Origin of the sequence: Pedobacter punctiformis (assembly GCF_027213715.1) — a bacterium.
GTDB lineage: Bacteria > Bacteroidota > Bacteroidia > Sphingobacteriales > Sphingobacteriaceae > Pedobacter > Pedobacter punctiformis.
This window is the reverse complement of sequence record NZ_JAPWGM010000002.1, coordinates 1-17,153: the sequence shown is the minus strand read 5'-3', so window position 1 is coordinate 17,153 and position 17,153 is coordinate 1. Positions and strand designations below refer to the sequence as shown.

Here is a 17,153-nt window from a genome sequence, read left to right as displayed (position 1 = left end):
TTATCGTTGTTTTAAGGGTAGGTTAATAGATAAGCCGGCCACTAATCTTTCTATATTGGCGGTGGTTACTTCTTCCTGTTCGGTTATGGCTTTAATACGCCTATCGGCACCCAGCCAGATGTAATGCGGAATTACCTGCACCGGAAATAAAACTTTAAGAGTGGAATCGCCAATAATGAGCGGAATAGAAAAACCCGGCAACTCCTTTTTTTGTTGAGTCAGAAAGGCTTCTACCTTAGCCGGAGTATCCCGGCCTGAGGGGTTGATCATCAATACCTGAAGGTTTTTCCCATATTTTTTTTGAAGGGCATCTGCATGGGGGAAACCATTAATACAGCTGCCGCACCAGGTGGCCCAAAAATCGAGCAGGATAACTTTACCTTTAAAGGCTGATAAGCGAACGGTGGAGTCTTTGTAATTAAGTACTTTATGGAACAAAAGATCAGGCAAACGATCTCCAATTTTAAAGGTACTTTTATCCTTGCCTGAATCCTGTGCATTCGCATTTAAATTAAAAGCCATAAACAGCAGAACCATTCCGGCCATTAAATTTATAATGCTTTTTTTAGGGCAAAGCGATGCCCGGGCGATGAAATTTGATATTTTTCGCATATGTTTATTTGGTTAGTTGATTAAATGATAGAAACCAGAAACACTTATTTTTTAGCCATAGCAAACCACCTCTGGTTAAAAACCAGTTGCTTTTGATTTGCAGGGCAATGTTTCTAAAGAATCAGATTAGCAGTTATTCAAACTGGTTTTTTAATAATCAGTTTGAATAATTGCTTTTGAGATTGAACGGGATGTGGTAAACATATGGATGGGATGAATATTGGGCAAAGATCATAACAGCAAAACCCGTTTTTTACGGGTAATTTAAAATCAATAATGCTGTTAAACTTGTTCATTGCCCGTATTTTAATGGTACGAGTCTTGTTGGAACGCAAGGCTCACAATACATGTGGAACTGCATACCTTGCCTGCTTAAAGTTTCTGACGCCTTATGTAACATGGATTTACAGCAGCCCCACATCTATTTCAATATGCATAGCATACCTAATATAGATATGGTATTAAAACTGCTGTCTTGTTCTACGGCGTCAGAAAATGCAGTAACAAGACTCGGATTAATACCTAATCATTATAAATCAAATGTAATTATATTTTTCTGAATGCGGTTATAAATAACCGCATATTTTTTTATCAAATATCCAATATCCCTGTATAGGTTATCAGGGTAGTTTATTGAAGAAATAAAACTGTATCTGGTCTATTTTTTAATCTCTGAATAAGGGTGCACCGCAAAATTTACAAAATTCGGCATCGGTATCATGTCCTTCTCTACTGCATGACGGACAAGATTCGGGCAGTTCTTTTTTCAATCTGGACGCCATGGCTAAATCATGGGTAAGAATACCTGTGGGCACCGCAATAATGGCATAACCAATCAACATCACCACAGAAGCAACAAACTTCCCGATTGGTGTAACAGGTGAAATATCGCCATAACCTACTGTAGTAATGGTTACAATGGCCCAGTAAATGCTTTCAGGGATATTAGAAAAGCCATTTTCACGCTGTTCAACGAGGTACATGATTGATCCGAGAATAACCACCAGCGTTAATACGGTTAATAAAAATATACTGATCTTTCTAACGCTCCCTTTTAAAGCTTGTGTTAGAAAATTAATTTCTGTTAAAAAGTGGCCCAGTTTAAAAATACGGAAAACACGAAGTAACCTCAGCGCCCTGAAAACAAGTAAAGACTGAGCCCCAATAAAAAAGATACTCAGATAGGAAGGGATCAGGGCAAGCAGGTCAATAATACCAAGTGGACTTAATACATAACTTAAAGGTTTTTTGATGCAAATAAGTCTTAAAATATATTCGATGGTAAACAGAATGGAGAAAATCCATTCCAGGTGGCTGAACAATGTACCGTATTGCTTGTGAATGCTTACTACGCTATCCAACATGACTACGATTATACTGGTTAGAATGGCGATGAGCAAAGCTACATCAAAAACTTTTCCTGCCGGCTTATTTGATTCATAAATAACCTCATGTAATTTAAACCGCCAATCTTTCTCTTTGGATTCTGCCATATTAATGTTTACCTGATCTGTATTTCAATTTTATAAAGATAACAACACAGGCATTAAATTTATGTTTTTAACTGCTTTCCTGTATTTGTTCTTTATAAAGATGCTTTAAGCGTTTCGACAGGCTTAATATGACGGCTGAAAATAAAAAAATACAATACCAATCTGTCATCCTAAGCTGAGCATTATAATAATTATGTTTTCAGTCCACTAATTTTTTCGACAGTTTTTTTGCTGGTTTTTTTCTTTTTTTAAGCCAGATGATAAAACCCGTAATGGGCAGACTGGCCGCAATTAAACTTGCCAGAAAAGAAAGTATTTTACCTGGCAGTCCCAGCAATTTTCCGGTATGTAAATCGTAATTGGTGGCTTCAATTAAATCGGCACCATTGTTTTGACTATAGAATTTAGCCCTTAACATTTCTCCGGTTTGTTCCTTATAAAAAAAGGTATTTTGATTGCGTACCCAGCGATATGGATAAATCATTCTAAGTCTCAGTTCATCTTTTCCCCTTAAAGATAAATTGGTGGCTATTGCACCTGGGTATTTAAGCTTTGCTTCTGCATATATTTTTTGATACCTGAGTGGCAGTGAATCGAGTTTAATTGTTTTTGAATCTTTTACTTTATTACCCGGATTTAACTTTGCTCCGGTAAAAAAGCTTGCCATTGTTTTTACTTCTTTAAAGGCAAAATATAAACCACTTAATGCCGTAACCAGCAACACAATGGAGGCGTAAAAGCCTAAAACGTTGTGCAAATCGTAATTTAACCGTTTAAAAGAGGCTTTTCTTTTGATGGTTAACGATTGCCTTAACAATCGCATTTGTCCCGGAAACCATAAAATTAAACCGCTAATCAGCATCAGCACAAAAATAACGACAGACCATCTGATGATAAATTCGCCAGGTTTACCCAACAATAACGAAGTGTGGATATGCTGTACAACATCCAGCCAGTTTAAACCGCCTTTTTTGATCAATGTGGCATTGTATGGATTGTAATAATAAACCATACTCTTTTTGGTAGTTATTTCAACTGCAGCATTAGGAAATTGTTCATTTATCCGGATGCCCCTGATTTTGTCGCCCTTTGCTGACTGCTCAAAACTGGAAATAATTTTATCCAGGCCGGCAAAGGGTTTATTTTGCGGGGTTACAAAACGAAAATCTTCTTGTGTAAGTGCTCTTATTTCTTCTTCAAAAACAAATAAGGCCCCGGTAATACCAATAACAATGACCACCAAACCTGTAGCAAGGCCCAGCCAGAGGTGTATTTGTCTGATTATGTTTTTAAATTTCCGTTTCATCTGCTCTTAAAAAGCGTAACCCAGTGATAAATTAAATCTTCTGCCATTTCCTCTTACATAATTTATACTGCTGCCATAAAACTGAGATATAGCGGGATAATAAACTTTATTTAACAAATTCTCTACCCCTAAAGATACTTTTAAAGGTGGGGTAATCTGATAAGCCACAGCAAGGTTAAATAAATTAAATGCTTTTACAGGGCCTTCGCCAATTAGGTATTTGCCTGTAGCCGCATTCGGTTTAAAACGATCTCTATTACCTACCCGCATCCAGTTTACATCAATACTTAGGTGCTTAACCCCTGAATATTTAAGGTATACCGTTGTTTTTGAAGGGGGTACACGGGTGGTGTTCAGGTAAACATCTTTTTCGCCATTAAAATTACCATCATCATCTACATCACCCTTACCTTCTACCTGTGCATAATTACCCCCAATGCTCAGCGTTTTTAATACCTGATAATCGGCCTGAATTTCGAAACCGTATACCCGCTCTGGTATTCTTTGCGAAATATAAGTGCCATTCACTTCAAGCAGGTTAGCGCCTAGTTTAGAGGTGCTGTAATAATAAGCGGCACTAAAATTAAGCCTGCCTAGTGTACTGCTAAAACCGGCCTCGTAATTGTTTACAATAATGGGCTTGGTTTCCAGTTGTGATAAGGTATTGCTTTTTGCTGCACGCAGTACCCTGCCCAGTTCGAATACGGAAAAGGATTGTGCATAACTGATAAAAGGGTTAAAAAATTTATATTTAGAATAGCGGGCACCTGCATTAAATACCAGTGCATTGTAATTAAGTTCTCCTCCTTTAACCGCAATACTACCGGCACCATTAGCACCTGTAGCCAGTGTGTTAAAATCGGCTACATCAATGTTGATATTTTCGGCTCTTAAACCGCCCTTTATGGTTAAATCATTAAATAATGTTGCCGAAGCCTGTAAATAAGGTGCAAAGTTTACCATATTCATATCTGGCACCCATAAACGACCATCGGTTAAACTTTGTGCCGTTTTATCGTTCATTAAATCCAACCCATAATTAAGCTGCATTAATACTTGTTCTGAAATTTTTAATGGTGTATTTAAATTTATCCTTGCACCTTTCTTGGTAGAAGTAATGGCCGATTGACCGCTTCCGAAAAAGGATGCTGAATTAGAATAAATGGTGTAAAAATCCTGATAATATAGATTGGCGGTAAGATCGGTCTTACTAAAAATTTGCTGATTGGTGTATTGTAAATTGGCATTGTGATTAAAGCGGGTACCTTCATCTTCTCCTGGCCTTACACCACGAATACCAATGGCTGGCGACTGACCATAAACACCTTCTTTAGTGATGTATAACGAATGCTGTCTGGAACTAAAATAATTATACATCAGCTGTAACCTTTGTTTCGGTGTAAAGTTATAACCCACCTTAGCAAAACCGTTGTAAGATTTAGTTTCTCCGAGCCCATATTCAGGCGAAATAACCAAACCTTCTGCATCCCAGTATACCCCTGTTTTTTCGTACATGCCACTTACCAGGAAATCCATTTTTCCGGCTTTGCCATATAGTTGCTGCGAAAAACGATAACCTATGGTGCTGTCACCTTTCAGGTTGCCTGTTATTCCGGCTTGAGTATAAGCTCCGAAAGATTTACCCTGATCAGCTTTTTTAGTGATGTAATTAATCAACCCGCCTTCGGCACCATTACCATAAATGGCTGTGGCTCCTTTAATCACTTCCACCCGATCTACAACCGATGGATCGATGCTGCGAATGTCTCTTCCACCTGCTCTTAGAGGAGTAGATTGCGGAATTCCGTCAATTAGTACCAATACGTTTCTGCCCCGCAGGGTTTGACCTGAATTTCCGGTCTGATTGGTTGAAAAACCTAAACCGGGTACACTGTAAGACAGAATGTTGGCTAAATTAGGACTAATGGCAGATTGTGTATTTAATTCTTTAGCAGTTAAAACTGTTACCGATGATGGGGTTTGTGATAAGGATTCGGGACGACGGCTTGCGGATACAATCACATCATTAAGGCCTTCACTTTGTTCCTTTAAAGTAAAAGTAATCGGCGTTGTATCATTTGCTGTAATCGTTATATTTTGTTCCAGCAGATTAAATCCGGTGCTCGAAATTCTAACTTGCTGTATACCGGCTGGTACGCCTGCCAGCGAAAATTCGCCTGCCTGGTTGCTGGTTGTTTTAAGTTTGTATTTCCGGATCTGGATATTGGCATAAGGAATTTTATTTCCTAAAGAATCTACAACCAAACCGTTGATGGTGGCTGTGCTGGTTTGTGCAAAAAGCTGAACAGAGGATAAAATGAAAAGCGCTGTAATAAAAAGTTTAATGTATAACTGCCTCATGAAATTTAAATTTCGGCAAAGCTAACATTATTTAGACTGATTAAAAATAATAAATTAAAAAGAATTGGGCTTATCTGCAATACTCCTTTTAAAGGAAAATTAAACAGGCTTAAAAATGAAGTTGTATGGTGATGTGGATTTAATTTTAACAAAGTTGTATTACAGATTATTATTTAAATTATTTTTTCAAAATGTATTTAAGGTTATCAAATAAACGTTGAATTAAACGCCTGTCGTTGGTAATGATTTCTGCTGAACCTTTAGCCTCTGCCTTAAAATCAAGTTTTGTTCCATAATTGGTTTTTAACTGATTAGGAAAATCAACTAATACCATATAGGTTTCTACATCTGCTTTTTCTGTTTTGGTGGTATTGGTGGTTAGCGAGATTGATTTAATCCGGCCTGTTATCGAACCATATTCCATATAGGGGTAATTATCCAGCTTAACAATTACTTCCTGTCCTGTTTTAATTTTACCACTGCCTTGTGCGGGTAAAACAACCTGCCCAAATGCCTTTTCAGCTGCTGGCACTATCGTAAATACTTGCTCGCCTGCCTGTACAAATTGGTTTTCATTGTAAAACTTTAAGAATTGTACTTTTCCACTAAATGGGGCTTTAAAAACATATTTCTGCTCCCAACTTTTAATATTATCCACTAAATCATTATAGGTAGAAATTAGACTAATTTGTAATTCTTTTTCCTTTTCAGGTTTTTGTATGCCTAACTCCTGAATCTTGCTTTCCGTTTGTTGTGCAGCTTGTTTAGTGTTGATTAAATTGTTTATGGCATTTTGTAATCCATCTTTACTGGATAAATAACTCATTTGTGTTTTATCCAGTTCAGATTCACTGATTACTTTTTTAGTATATAGTGTCGAATCCCTGCTATAAAATTTGTGAACATAGATTAAACTGTTTTTGGCCATCTCTACTCTTTTAGTAGCGGTGGAAATAGAATTTCTCTGCTCATTTAATAAAGCGATATAGTTTTGTGCTTGCTTATCTAAAAGCCTGTCTTGTTTATAATTGATAAACTCCTGCAGGCTATTGGCAAATGCATAATATTTGGCATTCAACTCTCCTAATGAAAAGTTGTGAGGTAATTTCTGTCTGATGTTTAAGATATTATCCGTATTTGGATTAAATAATTTAAGTAAGCTATCAACATAAATTACACTGGTTGGGTTAGTTGGATTCTCTATATACGCTAGTACTTGTCCTTCTTTAACTTCGTCCATAGATTTAATCCCATTAAGCTTTAATTTACCATTGCTACCAGCAATTAGCTTTAATGGAGCGCTACTGGCGTTAATACTGATCTGTCCGTTTACCACATCCGGATAGCGAACCAGCCAGCCAAAAACAAACAGCAGTATAAACAGAAAAACTACGATTGCTGAAACCCAAAAGCCAAAGCGTGTTGGCATCCTGTCTATAATATGTTGTACTTCCTCCGTTCTTTGATTAGGAAAGTATAATTTTTCGTCATTCATCATTCCTTAATTTTCGTTGAGGTTTTTAGGGATTTCCATTGCAATTGTACTGGTTAAATCCATTTGTGATTGTACCAGTTGATGATAACGTCCTTTTCTTTCCATTAAAGTGTTATGGTTTCCAATCTCTACTACGGTGCCTCCCTGCATAACAATAATTTGATCTGCTTTACGGATGGTGCTTAACCGGTGGGCAACTACAATAACCGTTTTATCTTTAAACACATCATCTAACGCGGCTACAATCTTTTGTTCATTAATGGTATCTAAACTATTGGTGGCCTCATCAAAAAACAAGTAATCAGGGTTTTTATATAGGGCACGTGCAATCAATATCCGTTGTTTTTGGCCACCGCTTAATCCTCTGCCCTGTTCGCCCATCATGGTTTGATAACCTAAGGGTAATTGCTCTATTTCCTGTGCGATATTGGCCGTATGTAAGGCTTTCTTCAATTTGTCGTAATCAATTTTTTCATCATCCAACACAATGTTGTTCATAATGGTATCATTAAAGATCTTACCGTCCTGCATAACCGCCCCACATTTATCCCGCCATTGCCTTAAACTGATGTTATTAATATTCATGCTGCCAATCATGATATCGCCATAGCTCGGTTTATATAAACGAAGCAGTAACTTCAAAAGGGTAGATTTACCACTGCCACTATCGCCAACAATGGCTGTCACTCTTCCTTCAGGAATAACCAACCTGATTCCCTGTAACACCATTTTACCATTTGGCGTATATTGAAACATAACATTGTTTATAACCAAGCTTTTGTTTTCAGGTAGCTCTGCGTTGTTGGTGCCTACGTTATCATGCTCATCATCCAGCTGGTGAATTTCATTTAACCTTAAAAAACTGATTTTAGCAAACTGAAAGGAGATGATAAACTGAATAAACTGTACCACGGGTGCGTTTAACATCCCGATAATAAACTGGGTAGAAATCATCACCCCAAAAGTGATTTCGCCATTGATAACGGCTTTCGCACAATAAAAAGTAATCAGCAGGTTTTTTAAACTATCTATAAACTGGGCACCGAGATTTTGAGTATTGGTAATGCTTAAAACCTTTAAATTAACTTTATACAAACGGGCTTGTATGTCTTCCCATTTCCATCGTTTTTGTTTTTCGTAGTTGTTTATTTTAATATCCTGAATACTCGCAATGGTTTCTACCCAATAGCTTTGGTTTTTACTCACCAGATCAAAATATTCCCAGTCTAATTTCTTTCGGATATTTAAAAAAGCCATCACCCATGCTACATAAATTACACTACCGCCTAAAAAAATATAAAATATAATAGGGTTATAAATGAACATGATCACCCCAAAAACCACAAAAGTTAAAGCAGAAAAAATCATGTTGAGTGAATTGTTCATAATAAAACTTCGAATGCGTTCATGATCCTGAGCACGTTGCAAAATATCACCGGTCATCTTGTTTTCAAAAAAGGTAATGGGCAAACGCATCAGTTTAATAAGATAATCAGAAATGAGGGCTATGTTTACACGGGAGGTTACATGAAGTAAAATCCAATCACGTACCAGATTACTGAGCATTACACTTACAATAATTGCGACATTGGCAATTAAAACGATATTGATAAAATCAACATCATGGGTTTGTATACCTACATCGATAACGGCCTTACTGATAAATGGCAATAGCCCTTGTAAGATGGTGACCAACAACATTACCACAAATAAATTGACGAAACTCTTTTTGTATGGAGAAAAGTAGCCAATAAAATTCTCAAAAGTTTTCTTCCTTTCTAACTTTTCATCGCCCTGTCTCTGATAAAAATCAGCCTGAGGCTCTAAAGCCATCAGCACGCCTTTATCGCTTCCTGCTTTAATCCATTTAGCTGCAAATTCTTGTAGATCATATTTAATATGACCTTTGGCCGGATCGGAAACATATATAGTTCCGCTCATCTTGCCCTGATCTTTATCACTCCTTTTACCCTTCACCTTGTATACTACAACAAAGTGGCTGTTATCCCAATGTACAATTACCGGTAACGGGATTTTATATAATAAGTCACCAACACTACAATTAATGGAGAGCGTTCTCAATCCTATTTCTTCTGCAGCTTGGCTTAAGTCTAAAAAAGATACGCCTTCCCTTGTAATTCCACATTTATCCCTTAAAAATTGTAGTGAATAAAATTTCCCATAATATCCGGTAACCATTTTAAGACATGAAGGTCCACAATCCATAACATCCAATTGTCTATCAATTGGGAATTTTTTTAATGACATATTAAAATTAAAAAAATAATTTATTATACAAACTTCGTATTTTTTATTACAAAAAAATTTGTTTTTCGAATTTATTTTTATAACATTGGGTCATCAATCAAATTTACAATAATGAAAAAATCTATCTTAAATTTTTCTCAATTGGCAGAACAATATGAAATTTTGCCATTAACAAAAACAGCTTCTCTAAAAGGAGGAACGGAAGATATTAACGGCGGCGACTTAGGTACAGTTATAATAACTCCAGATGGGTTTGATTGGTCAAATTTTTATGGTGGAATCGCTTACAACAGCGGATCATTTATATTTGGTACGAGCAGCGGTGGTGGTTCTTCCACAGAAGGATCAGGAGGAGGTATACAGCAATATGCTCAAGGATTTCAAAGCCTTGGTTTTCTTGCAGATGAGGCTTCAATAATAGCCGCCAGCACAAATAATATCGCCGCCCTAAAGATGTTTGGAAAGCTAAGCATCATTGCGCAGACTGCGGGCTTTACTTTTGATTCCGTAGCGTTATATGACCATTACCAAAATAATCAAGGTAACATGGACGCAGTCAGATTTAGTATTAAGACAACTGGAACTACAATGTCGATTATTGCAGGAAGTGCTGTTGGAGGGCCTCCCGGAATACTATTGGAACATTAATAGCAGCTTCAACTCTTGGAGCAGAATGGTCTTATGATGTAGCTAGAGAGTCTTTAAATCAAATTTGGGGAGACTTCGCTAATAATTATGGTAATGGAGGCTTACCAATGCCCTAAGAATGCTAAGTGTAACTTTAAAAGATCATTATAGGTTAATAAAAAATAACTTTCTGTATATAGGTCTGTATATAGCATTTGTCGTTTTTGCTTTCTTTAAGCAATTTAATCATTATGAAATTAGCATTATTGCTACTTCCATCTTCATATTTGCTTTTCTTTCCCCATCAATTTATCTGCATTGGACTTATTATACTCAGGCAAAGGACATGTCTATTAAAATAAGTGAAAATTTATTAGAAGTGTATTATAAGGATAAAAAAGAGCGTTCAATTACTAAAGAAGATATTGTAAAAATAGACCTATATATGTCAGCTTCAAATATAGAATACGGTTATTCTTTAGGGGGATACACTTGGGAAGAATATAATTATGCAATTATTAAGACTATAAATGATGATATTCTAATTAATAACCTACTTTATCCTGAGATTGGAAGTCTTAACAGGTACTTTCAGGAAAATAAAATGAGTTATCACAAAAGACTATTTGCTATTTTGCCATGAGAAAAAAGAGTTTCTTTTTATTTGTCTTATTTTATATTATTTTGATTCTTATTATATATGCAGTATGGACTATGAATCATAATAAAGATACTCCTGTGTCAAATATATTTACTACTTTAATTAGGATTTTGTCCTACCCGCTAATAATTTTAAGAGACTCTTACGGTGTAAAACTTAATGGTTATTTACTTACGGTAAACTACATAATTGATTCTATTATTTTAGGCTTTATCACTCAAAAGATTTGGAATAAATATCATAAGTAAATCAATATCTAAAACATAAGTATTAACTTATTGAATAATGACAGGTTATTATGATCACGACATCCCAACAAATAAAAAGAAAATTATATACGGTTTGTTCTACATGATCCTTTCATTTTTTTTATTGTTTTTAATCATTAACTATTATTTAGTTGCATATAATATCATAATAGAAGATTTAAGCAAAAAATCAATCAGAGAAAAATTAAGTGGTTCTTGGATCTTAGTTAAGAAAGAAGGGTTTAGAGATAATAAAGACGTCTTAGGTGAGAAATTAAAGTTCGGGCAGTATGTTCGATATACAAATGACATATTTCCTAAAGTTATAAATATTGTAAAAGAAAATGGTTCTTACTTATCTCATGGAAGACAGGGGTTTTATATTAGAGATCCTTATTTTACTGAAAGTGATATGGGATATAACTTGAAAATATTAAAAGTGACGATGGATACATTAGAAGTTGCGACTGAAAATTTTCCAGGACATCAAGAATTATTGCTCAAAACAACATATACAAAAGAGAACTAATTGCAAATTAGCTTAACAGGAACGGGTGACTAGTTTACCTTTAAAGTATTGCATTTCTCTATTAATAATAATTTCAATGCTAAAAAATATCTTACTTTTTTTTTCTTATGCTTATTTTTTGTGTCATGCAAAGATAAACAGAGCACACTTTACCCTAAAATTTATGGCAAGTGGTACGGACAAAAACAAATGATATCGGAAAATTTTAATGAGGGCAAAATCAAATTATTAAATGAAGATAAAAGAAGACGTAATTCAGAGTCTGTGAATTTTATTTTTGAAAAAGATGGAATTCTAAAAATGGAAGATAATACAGGTAATTTATCAAGCTCTTTAAACCAATCCAGCACTTATGAGATATCAGTAGATAGTAATTTGATTTCAGGAAATTTAAAAACCAAAATCATGTTAGTTAATAAAGATACATTGATTTTGTACTCGCAAGACGAGCCAATACTAAAGCTTTTAAGAGTTTTTACACGACTCCCTCAAAATAAATAATAAATTAATACTGATTTGATTATCAGGCGTCAGTTGGTTGTACTTTTGCCTCAATTTAAGATTAGAACATCTAATATTTAAATTGTTTTGTGGTTGATCTTATTATTAATTTACGATTAATGGCATTTTAAGTATAAGCCCAGTCTATAATTTGTTTTAATGCTTTCTTGATTTCTGCCTGTCCTTCTTTTTGTTTAATGTCAATTCCACAAAAGGTACTTCCGTTCATATGTGCTTGCAGGGTAAGGAAATAAACACTACTAACCAGAATGGCTTCTATTGCTCTGAAGTTTTTGTCTTTATCTTTAAAATATTCATCTGTAACCTGACTTAATATCCTTTCTCCCAATTGTTCTCGGTTTAGTACCAGTTCTTTCAGGGGTTTCGAATTTTCACTTAATTCCCAGGTAATAATCCTGCGCATTTCGGCATTCTCCATCAGGTCATCAAACTGCTTTTCTAAGAATGATTTAGAAAATTCTTTACCAAAATCAAGCTTGCCATTTTCTATAATATCTTCTACATCATTAGAACTGATTTTCCAGTAATCTTTAGTATTTAAATACTCCTTTATCAGTCCTTCTACTCCACCGAAGTAGTCGTAAATCAGTTTCCGGTCTAAATTTGCCTTTGCGGCAATTTTACTAATGTTTAAGCCGGCAAAGCCTTCTTTTTTTAAAATACTACCTACAGAATCTATTAGTTTCTTTTTTGTTCTGTCTTTATTTCTAAGCGGACCATCGGTAATCTTTCTCGGCATTTCGTTTCAGTTTAATTTGCAATTTGCAATTTTTCAAAGTATTATTCAAACATTGAAATAAAAGTTTAGCTGTTTTGCAAAATTCTGCAGACATTTAATCAATAACCTGTTCAATAAGCAGATTATTTTTAAAAAATACCAGTTTTTTTATTGTACAATATTCAAAATTAAAAGCATGAAAACAGTAGATGAAATTTATAAATCTATTGCCGCCAACATTAACCTGGTGATTAATGAAAAATGGACAAAAGCCGTTTTATACATTGAGGTAATTGGTGAAATGGTTAGTTTTACAGGAAGTTATTTTAATGTTAATGAGAAAAAACAATTAGATGTTGATGAATTTGATTTCCAATTAACATTTGATCTTTTAGAGCTTCATAAAATTACAACTGAAGATGGGCGTAATAAATGGAACAGGGCTATTTTTTCTTTACAATTTGCGGGGGAATTTGATATGGAGTTTATTTGGGATCAGGACTTACAGGATGAAATAGAACGGCTCTCAATAGGGTAATTAATATTACAATCCATAATTTTAAATGATTCGGTTTTGTACTGGTTATCCAAATATGGTATTGAAGAAATTTTTTGACAAGAATTAATATAATGATTATAAATCTTGATTTTTTTCTTCAGGCTTCTTTCTGAACTCGCTTGCTGTATTTAATATTTCGTAAAGTGTTTCATGACTTTCAAATAGTACCTGATACATTTTTTTCAGATGCTCATATTCAGCTTTCATTTGATAATATTTCATTGCAAAAATACCGTAACGGGAATGCCAGCGATAAAATGTTGAGGTATCGATGCCGTATATCTTACATACACTTTCGATATTATTTCCTTCCATATATTCATTAAGCGCATTCATAATATCATTTATGTTAGCCGGCTGTTTCTGCTTCAAATTCATATCTGGCATGGTCTTACAACAAATTTTATGCTTACTAATCCTCTTTTAAATCAAAAATTCATAATTTATCTGAAATTGTATTTTAAGCCAATTTCAAATTCTCCGTTACTATAGGTTTGCAAATCGGAAGTGTTGGTTGTATACTGACATAAAATACTTAGTTGATTTTTATATACAGTACCGGCTCCAATGGTTACACTGTTTGTACTATGATACATGCCGTTCATAATTAATTTATCGCCCCAAAATTGAACTTGTGCACCTAGATCAATTATATCTTTATAGTTTTCTACTCCACGATACATAAATTTAGGTTCAATTACACTTACTGCTCCACTTTCGTTATATATTTTATAACTCACTGCGCCCAGGTATAAAAATCTGTCCGCTACATTTCTTTGCAAATCACGGTCAAACAATCGTTTTAAATTGGGTAAACTTCCCTGAACTGTTAATTGCTGTGTTCTGAAAGCAACGCCAAAATCTCCGTCGAAATAAAGTTTACGCTGATTAAAATTATACAGGCTCTGGTCTCCTAAATCGCCTACTACCCTGTTAAAGTCAACCCACTCATCCATAACTCCGGCAGATAATCCAAAATCTATAAAGCTGGTCTTATTGTTTAAAGCGATGTGATAGGCGTAAGTTCCTTTTATACTTGTACGACGAATAACACCAGCGCTTTCATTGTAAAAGTTGATGCCTATACCTACATTTTTATTTGGCGCACCATACGCTGCTGTTACAGCCTGCATGGACGGTGCGCCATTTATGGCAGTCCACTGGGCTTTATAACTTCCATTTAGTTCCCATCCTTGTTCTACACCCGCCATTGCCGGGTTAGCCAGATATTGGTTTTGGTAATACATGCTTCCCATAGGATTAAGCTGTCCGTATGTTTTACTCATCAGCAATATTCCTATTGCAATCATGATATATTTAGTTTTTTTCATTTTTTTGATTTTAAAGAAAAGGGTTGAGATTTAGGCTTATCTAAATCTCAAAGCGTATACATTCCTAAAAATGTGCAGCTTCCCTTTTTTATAAATTAATTAGTTATTTATAATCTCTGATAATAGAAACGGTTCCTCTGATTAGTCCTACTCCAGTACCCATATCTATTACATAGATATAAGCATCCTCACTTAAAGGGTTTCCGTTAAGCGTTCCGTCCCAATCGTTGGTGTATCCTTTTTTACTATAAACTAATCGTCCCGCACGATCATAAATACCTACTTTATTGTTCGGGTAGTAATCAATATTTTTAATTACCCATGTATCATTCTTACCATCACCATTTGGTGTGATTACGTTATTAGGAATTAATTTTAAATCCTCCTTCACTTTAATTGTAATCTGCATTGCATCACTACATCCATTTGCATTTGTTGCAATTACGGTATATGTAGTTGTTGTTTTAGGTCTAACGGTTAGTATCGCTGTATTCTGCCCACTTTGGATATCAGTTCCGGTCCAGGTATAACTTGTACCTCCGCTAGCAGTTAAAGTGGCGATATCTCCTTTTGATATCTCTAATCCCAAATTGCTGGTGATGCCAATTACAGGCATTGCATTTATAGTAATGGTTGTTGTTGTGTTTGCCGTGATTGAACCATTTTTATATTCGTACGTTACTACATAATTTCCCGGTGTACTGGATGTCAGATTAATTTCTCCGGTTGAAGAATTAATTTTTAATCCGGTGTTGTTACTTGTATAAACACCTCCTGTTGGTCCGGTACGGGTAACAGATACTATTCCTGTAGCACAGAATGCTGGTTTGCCATAGCTAATAGTTGCTGGTACCGAATTAATTTTAACACTTGTTGTAGTTGATCCAGAGCAGGATCCGTTGCTAAAATTGTAGGTTATCATGTAAGTTTGGTTTGGTGTACTTGAACCAAGATTTATTGCTCCTGTAGCTGCATTAATACTTAATCCTGAAGGACTGGCACTATATGTACCACCAGCCTGACCAGTATGAATTACATTTGCGGTACCTGTTGCCTGATATTCAGTTTGGCCATACGAAATTGTTGCCGAAGGTGCTGCTGGTTGCGCATTAATAATTACACTAGTAAATTCACTAATACAGCCACCCGTGCTTTTTGCCCTCACTACGTGGTCTCCTGAAGTAAGTATATAACTTGTATTTGCACTATAAGCCCCACCATCAACACTATATGTAACTCCAGCTGAAGCACTAATCAATATACTTCCTGTAGCTGTTGCACAAGTTGGTTGCGAAACAATGGTAACTATTGGCGCTTTTATATTTGTTAAAATCACTTTCTGCGTAGCCGTTTCGATGTTGCCTGCAGCATCTGTAAAAGTCCAGGTAATGATATGTGTACCCTGAGTGGTATAAGTTAAAGCGTCACTGGTCGTGCCTGTAAGCGTGCCTGAACAGTTATCGGTGGTCGTTGGAGCCATTGCTGTAGCACTGCACTCGCCTGTTATATCTGCCAATACAGGTTTTACCGGTTTGGTGACATCTTTAACGATTACGTTTTGAGTAGCCGTTTCGATGTTACCTGCAGCATCTGTAAAAGTCCAGGTGATGATATGTGTACCCTGAGTGGTATAAGTTAAAGCGTCACTGGTCGTGCCTGTAAGCGTTCCCGAACAATTGTCTGTGGTCGTTGGAGCCGTTACCGTAGCACTGCACTCGCCTGTTACATCTGCCAATACTGGTTTTACCGGTTTGGTGACATCTTTAACCATTACGTTTTGAGTAGTGGTTTCAATGTTACCGGCAGCATCTGTAAAGGTCCAGGTAATGATATGTGTACCTTGAGTGGTATAAGTTAAAGCGTCACTGGTCGTGCCTGTAAGCGTGCCTGAACAGTTATCGGTGGTCGTTGGAGCCATTGCTGTAGCACTGCACTCGCCTGTTATATCTGCCAATACAGGTTTTACCGGTTTGGTGACATCTTTAACGATTACGTTTTGAGTAGCCGTTTCGATGTTACCTGCAGCATCTGTAAAAGTCCAGGTGATGATATGTGTACCCTGAGTGGTATAAGTTAAAGCGTCACTGGTCGTGCCTGTAAGCGTTCCCGAACAATTGTCGGTGGTCGTTGGAGCCGTTACCGTAGCACTGCACTCCCCACTTACATCTGCCAGTACTGGTTTTACCGGTTTGGTGAGATCTTTAACCATTACGTTTTGAGTAGCCGTTTCCACGTTACCTGCAGCATCTGTAAAAGTCCAGGTGATGATATGTGTACCCTGAGTGGTATAAGTTAAAGCGTCACTGGTCGTACCCGTAATTGTACCTGAACAATTGTCTGTGGTCGTTGGAGCCGTTACCGTAGCACTGCACTCCCCACTTACATCTGCCAGTACTGGTTTTACCGGTTTGGTGACATCCTTA

Annotated in this window: 15 protein-coding genes; 5 read left to right on the top strand and 10 right to left on the bottom strand. The window is 35.9% G+C overall.

The features are described from left to right. The 6 genes from O0955_RS05905 to O0955_RS05880 all read right to left on the bottom strand — a co-directional run bounded on the left by O0955_RS05905 (position 1) and on the right by O0955_RS05880 (position 9,535). Positions 1-612: a TlpA family protein disulfide reductase gene (locus O0955_RS05905; RefSeq protein WP_269426618.1), complete on the bottom strand. Its 612-nt coding sequence runs from the start codon at positions 610-612 to the stop codon at positions 1-3. 665 nt (positions 613-1,277) lie between these two features. After that, entirely contained in the window at positions 1,278-2,105 is an 828-nt protein-coding gene (locus tag O0955_RS05900) for an ion transporter (protein WP_269426617.1), read from the bottom strand. Between the two features lie 199 nt (positions 2,106-2,304). Continuing rightward, positions 2,305-3,411: a PepSY-associated TM helix domain-containing protein gene (locus O0955_RS05895; protein ID WP_269426616.1), complete on the bottom strand. Its 1,107-nt coding sequence runs from the start codon at positions 3,409-3,411 to the stop codon at positions 2,305-2,307. Positions 3,412-3,417: 6 nt separating this feature from the next. Further along, a complete protein-coding gene (locus tag O0955_RS05890; protein ID WP_269426615.1) occupies positions 3,418-5,772 on the bottom strand; it encodes a TonB-dependent receptor in 2,355 nt (784 codons plus the stop codon). A 178-nt stretch (positions 5,773-5,950) separates the two neighbouring features. Further along, positions 5,951-7,270, bottom strand: a complete 1,320-nt coding sequence (locus O0955_RS05885) for a putative HlyD family type I secretion protein (protein WP_269426614.1) — start codon at positions 7,268-7,270, stop codon at positions 5,951-5,953. A 3-nt stretch (positions 7,271-7,273) separates the two neighbouring features. Continuing rightward, positions 7,274-9,535, bottom strand: coding sequence for a peptidase domain-containing ABC transporter (locus O0955_RS05880; RefSeq protein WP_269426613.1), 2,262 nt, complete (start codon positions 9,533-9,535; stop codon positions 7,274-7,276). Between the two features lie 111 nt (positions 9,536-9,646). Between O0955_RS05880 and O0955_RS05875 the strand changes: the two genes are divergently transcribed. From O0955_RS05875 to O0955_RS05860, 4 genes are all read left to right on the top strand, one after another. Continuing rightward, positions 9,647-10,183: a hypothetical protein gene (locus O0955_RS05875; protein ID WP_269426612.1), complete on the top strand. Its 537-nt coding sequence runs from the start codon at positions 9,647-9,649 to the stop codon at positions 10,181-10,183. Between the two features lie 118 nt (positions 10,184-10,301). Further along, positions 10,302-10,805, top strand: a complete 504-nt coding sequence (locus tag O0955_RS18240; RefSeq protein ID WP_487362610.1) for a PH domain-containing protein — start codon at positions 10,302-10,304, stop codon at positions 10,803-10,805. A 303-nt stretch (positions 10,806-11,108) separates the two neighbouring features. Next, positions 11,109-11,600 (top strand): hypothetical protein, encoded by a 492-nt coding sequence (locus O0955_RS05865; protein ID WP_269426610.1) that lies wholly within the window; start codon positions 11,109-11,111, stop codon positions 11,598-11,600. Between the two features lie 189 nt (positions 11,601-11,789). After that, positions 11,790-12,101 carry a hypothetical protein gene (locus O0955_RS05860; RefSeq protein WP_269426609.1) on the top strand — a complete coding sequence of 104 codons (312 nt, stop codon included), beginning with the start codon at positions 11,790-11,792 and terminating at the stop codon, positions 12,099-12,101. Between the two features lie 127 nt (positions 12,102-12,228). Here the strand turns inward: O0955_RS05860 and O0955_RS05855 are convergent, their stop codons facing one another. Continuing rightward, complete coding sequence (locus tag O0955_RS05855; RefSeq protein WP_269426608.1) at positions 12,229-12,861, bottom strand: TetR/AcrR family transcriptional regulator; 633 nt, start codon at positions 12,859-12,861, stop codon at positions 12,229-12,231. A gap of 175 nt (positions 12,862-13,036) precedes the next feature. Between O0955_RS05855 and O0955_RS05850 the strand changes: the two genes are divergently transcribed. After that, positions 13,037-13,378: an antitoxin YezG family protein gene (locus tag O0955_RS05850; protein WP_269426607.1), complete on the top strand. Its 342-nt coding sequence runs from the start codon at positions 13,037-13,039 to the stop codon at positions 13,376-13,378. Positions 13,379-13,474: 96 nt separating this feature from the next. On the opposite strand, the gene O0955_RS05845 is transcribed toward O0955_RS05850, so the two are convergent. The 3 genes from O0955_RS05845 to O0955_RS05835 form a co-directional block, all read right to left on the bottom strand. Further along, entirely contained in the window at positions 13,475-13,786 is a 312-nt protein-coding gene (locus O0955_RS05845; protein WP_269426606.1) for a helix-turn-helix domain-containing protein, read from the bottom strand. Positions 13,787-13,842: 56 nt separating this feature from the next. Continuing rightward, entirely contained in the window at positions 13,843-14,730 is an 888-nt protein-coding gene (locus O0955_RS05840) for a PorP/SprF family type IX secretion system membrane protein (RefSeq protein ID WP_269426605.1), read from the bottom strand. A 103-nt stretch (positions 14,731-14,833) separates the two neighbouring features. Next, the coding region (locus O0955_RS05835) for a T9SS type B sorting domain-containing protein (protein ID WP_269426604.1) at positions 14,834-17,153 on the bottom strand (2,320 nt) is incomplete at its 5' end.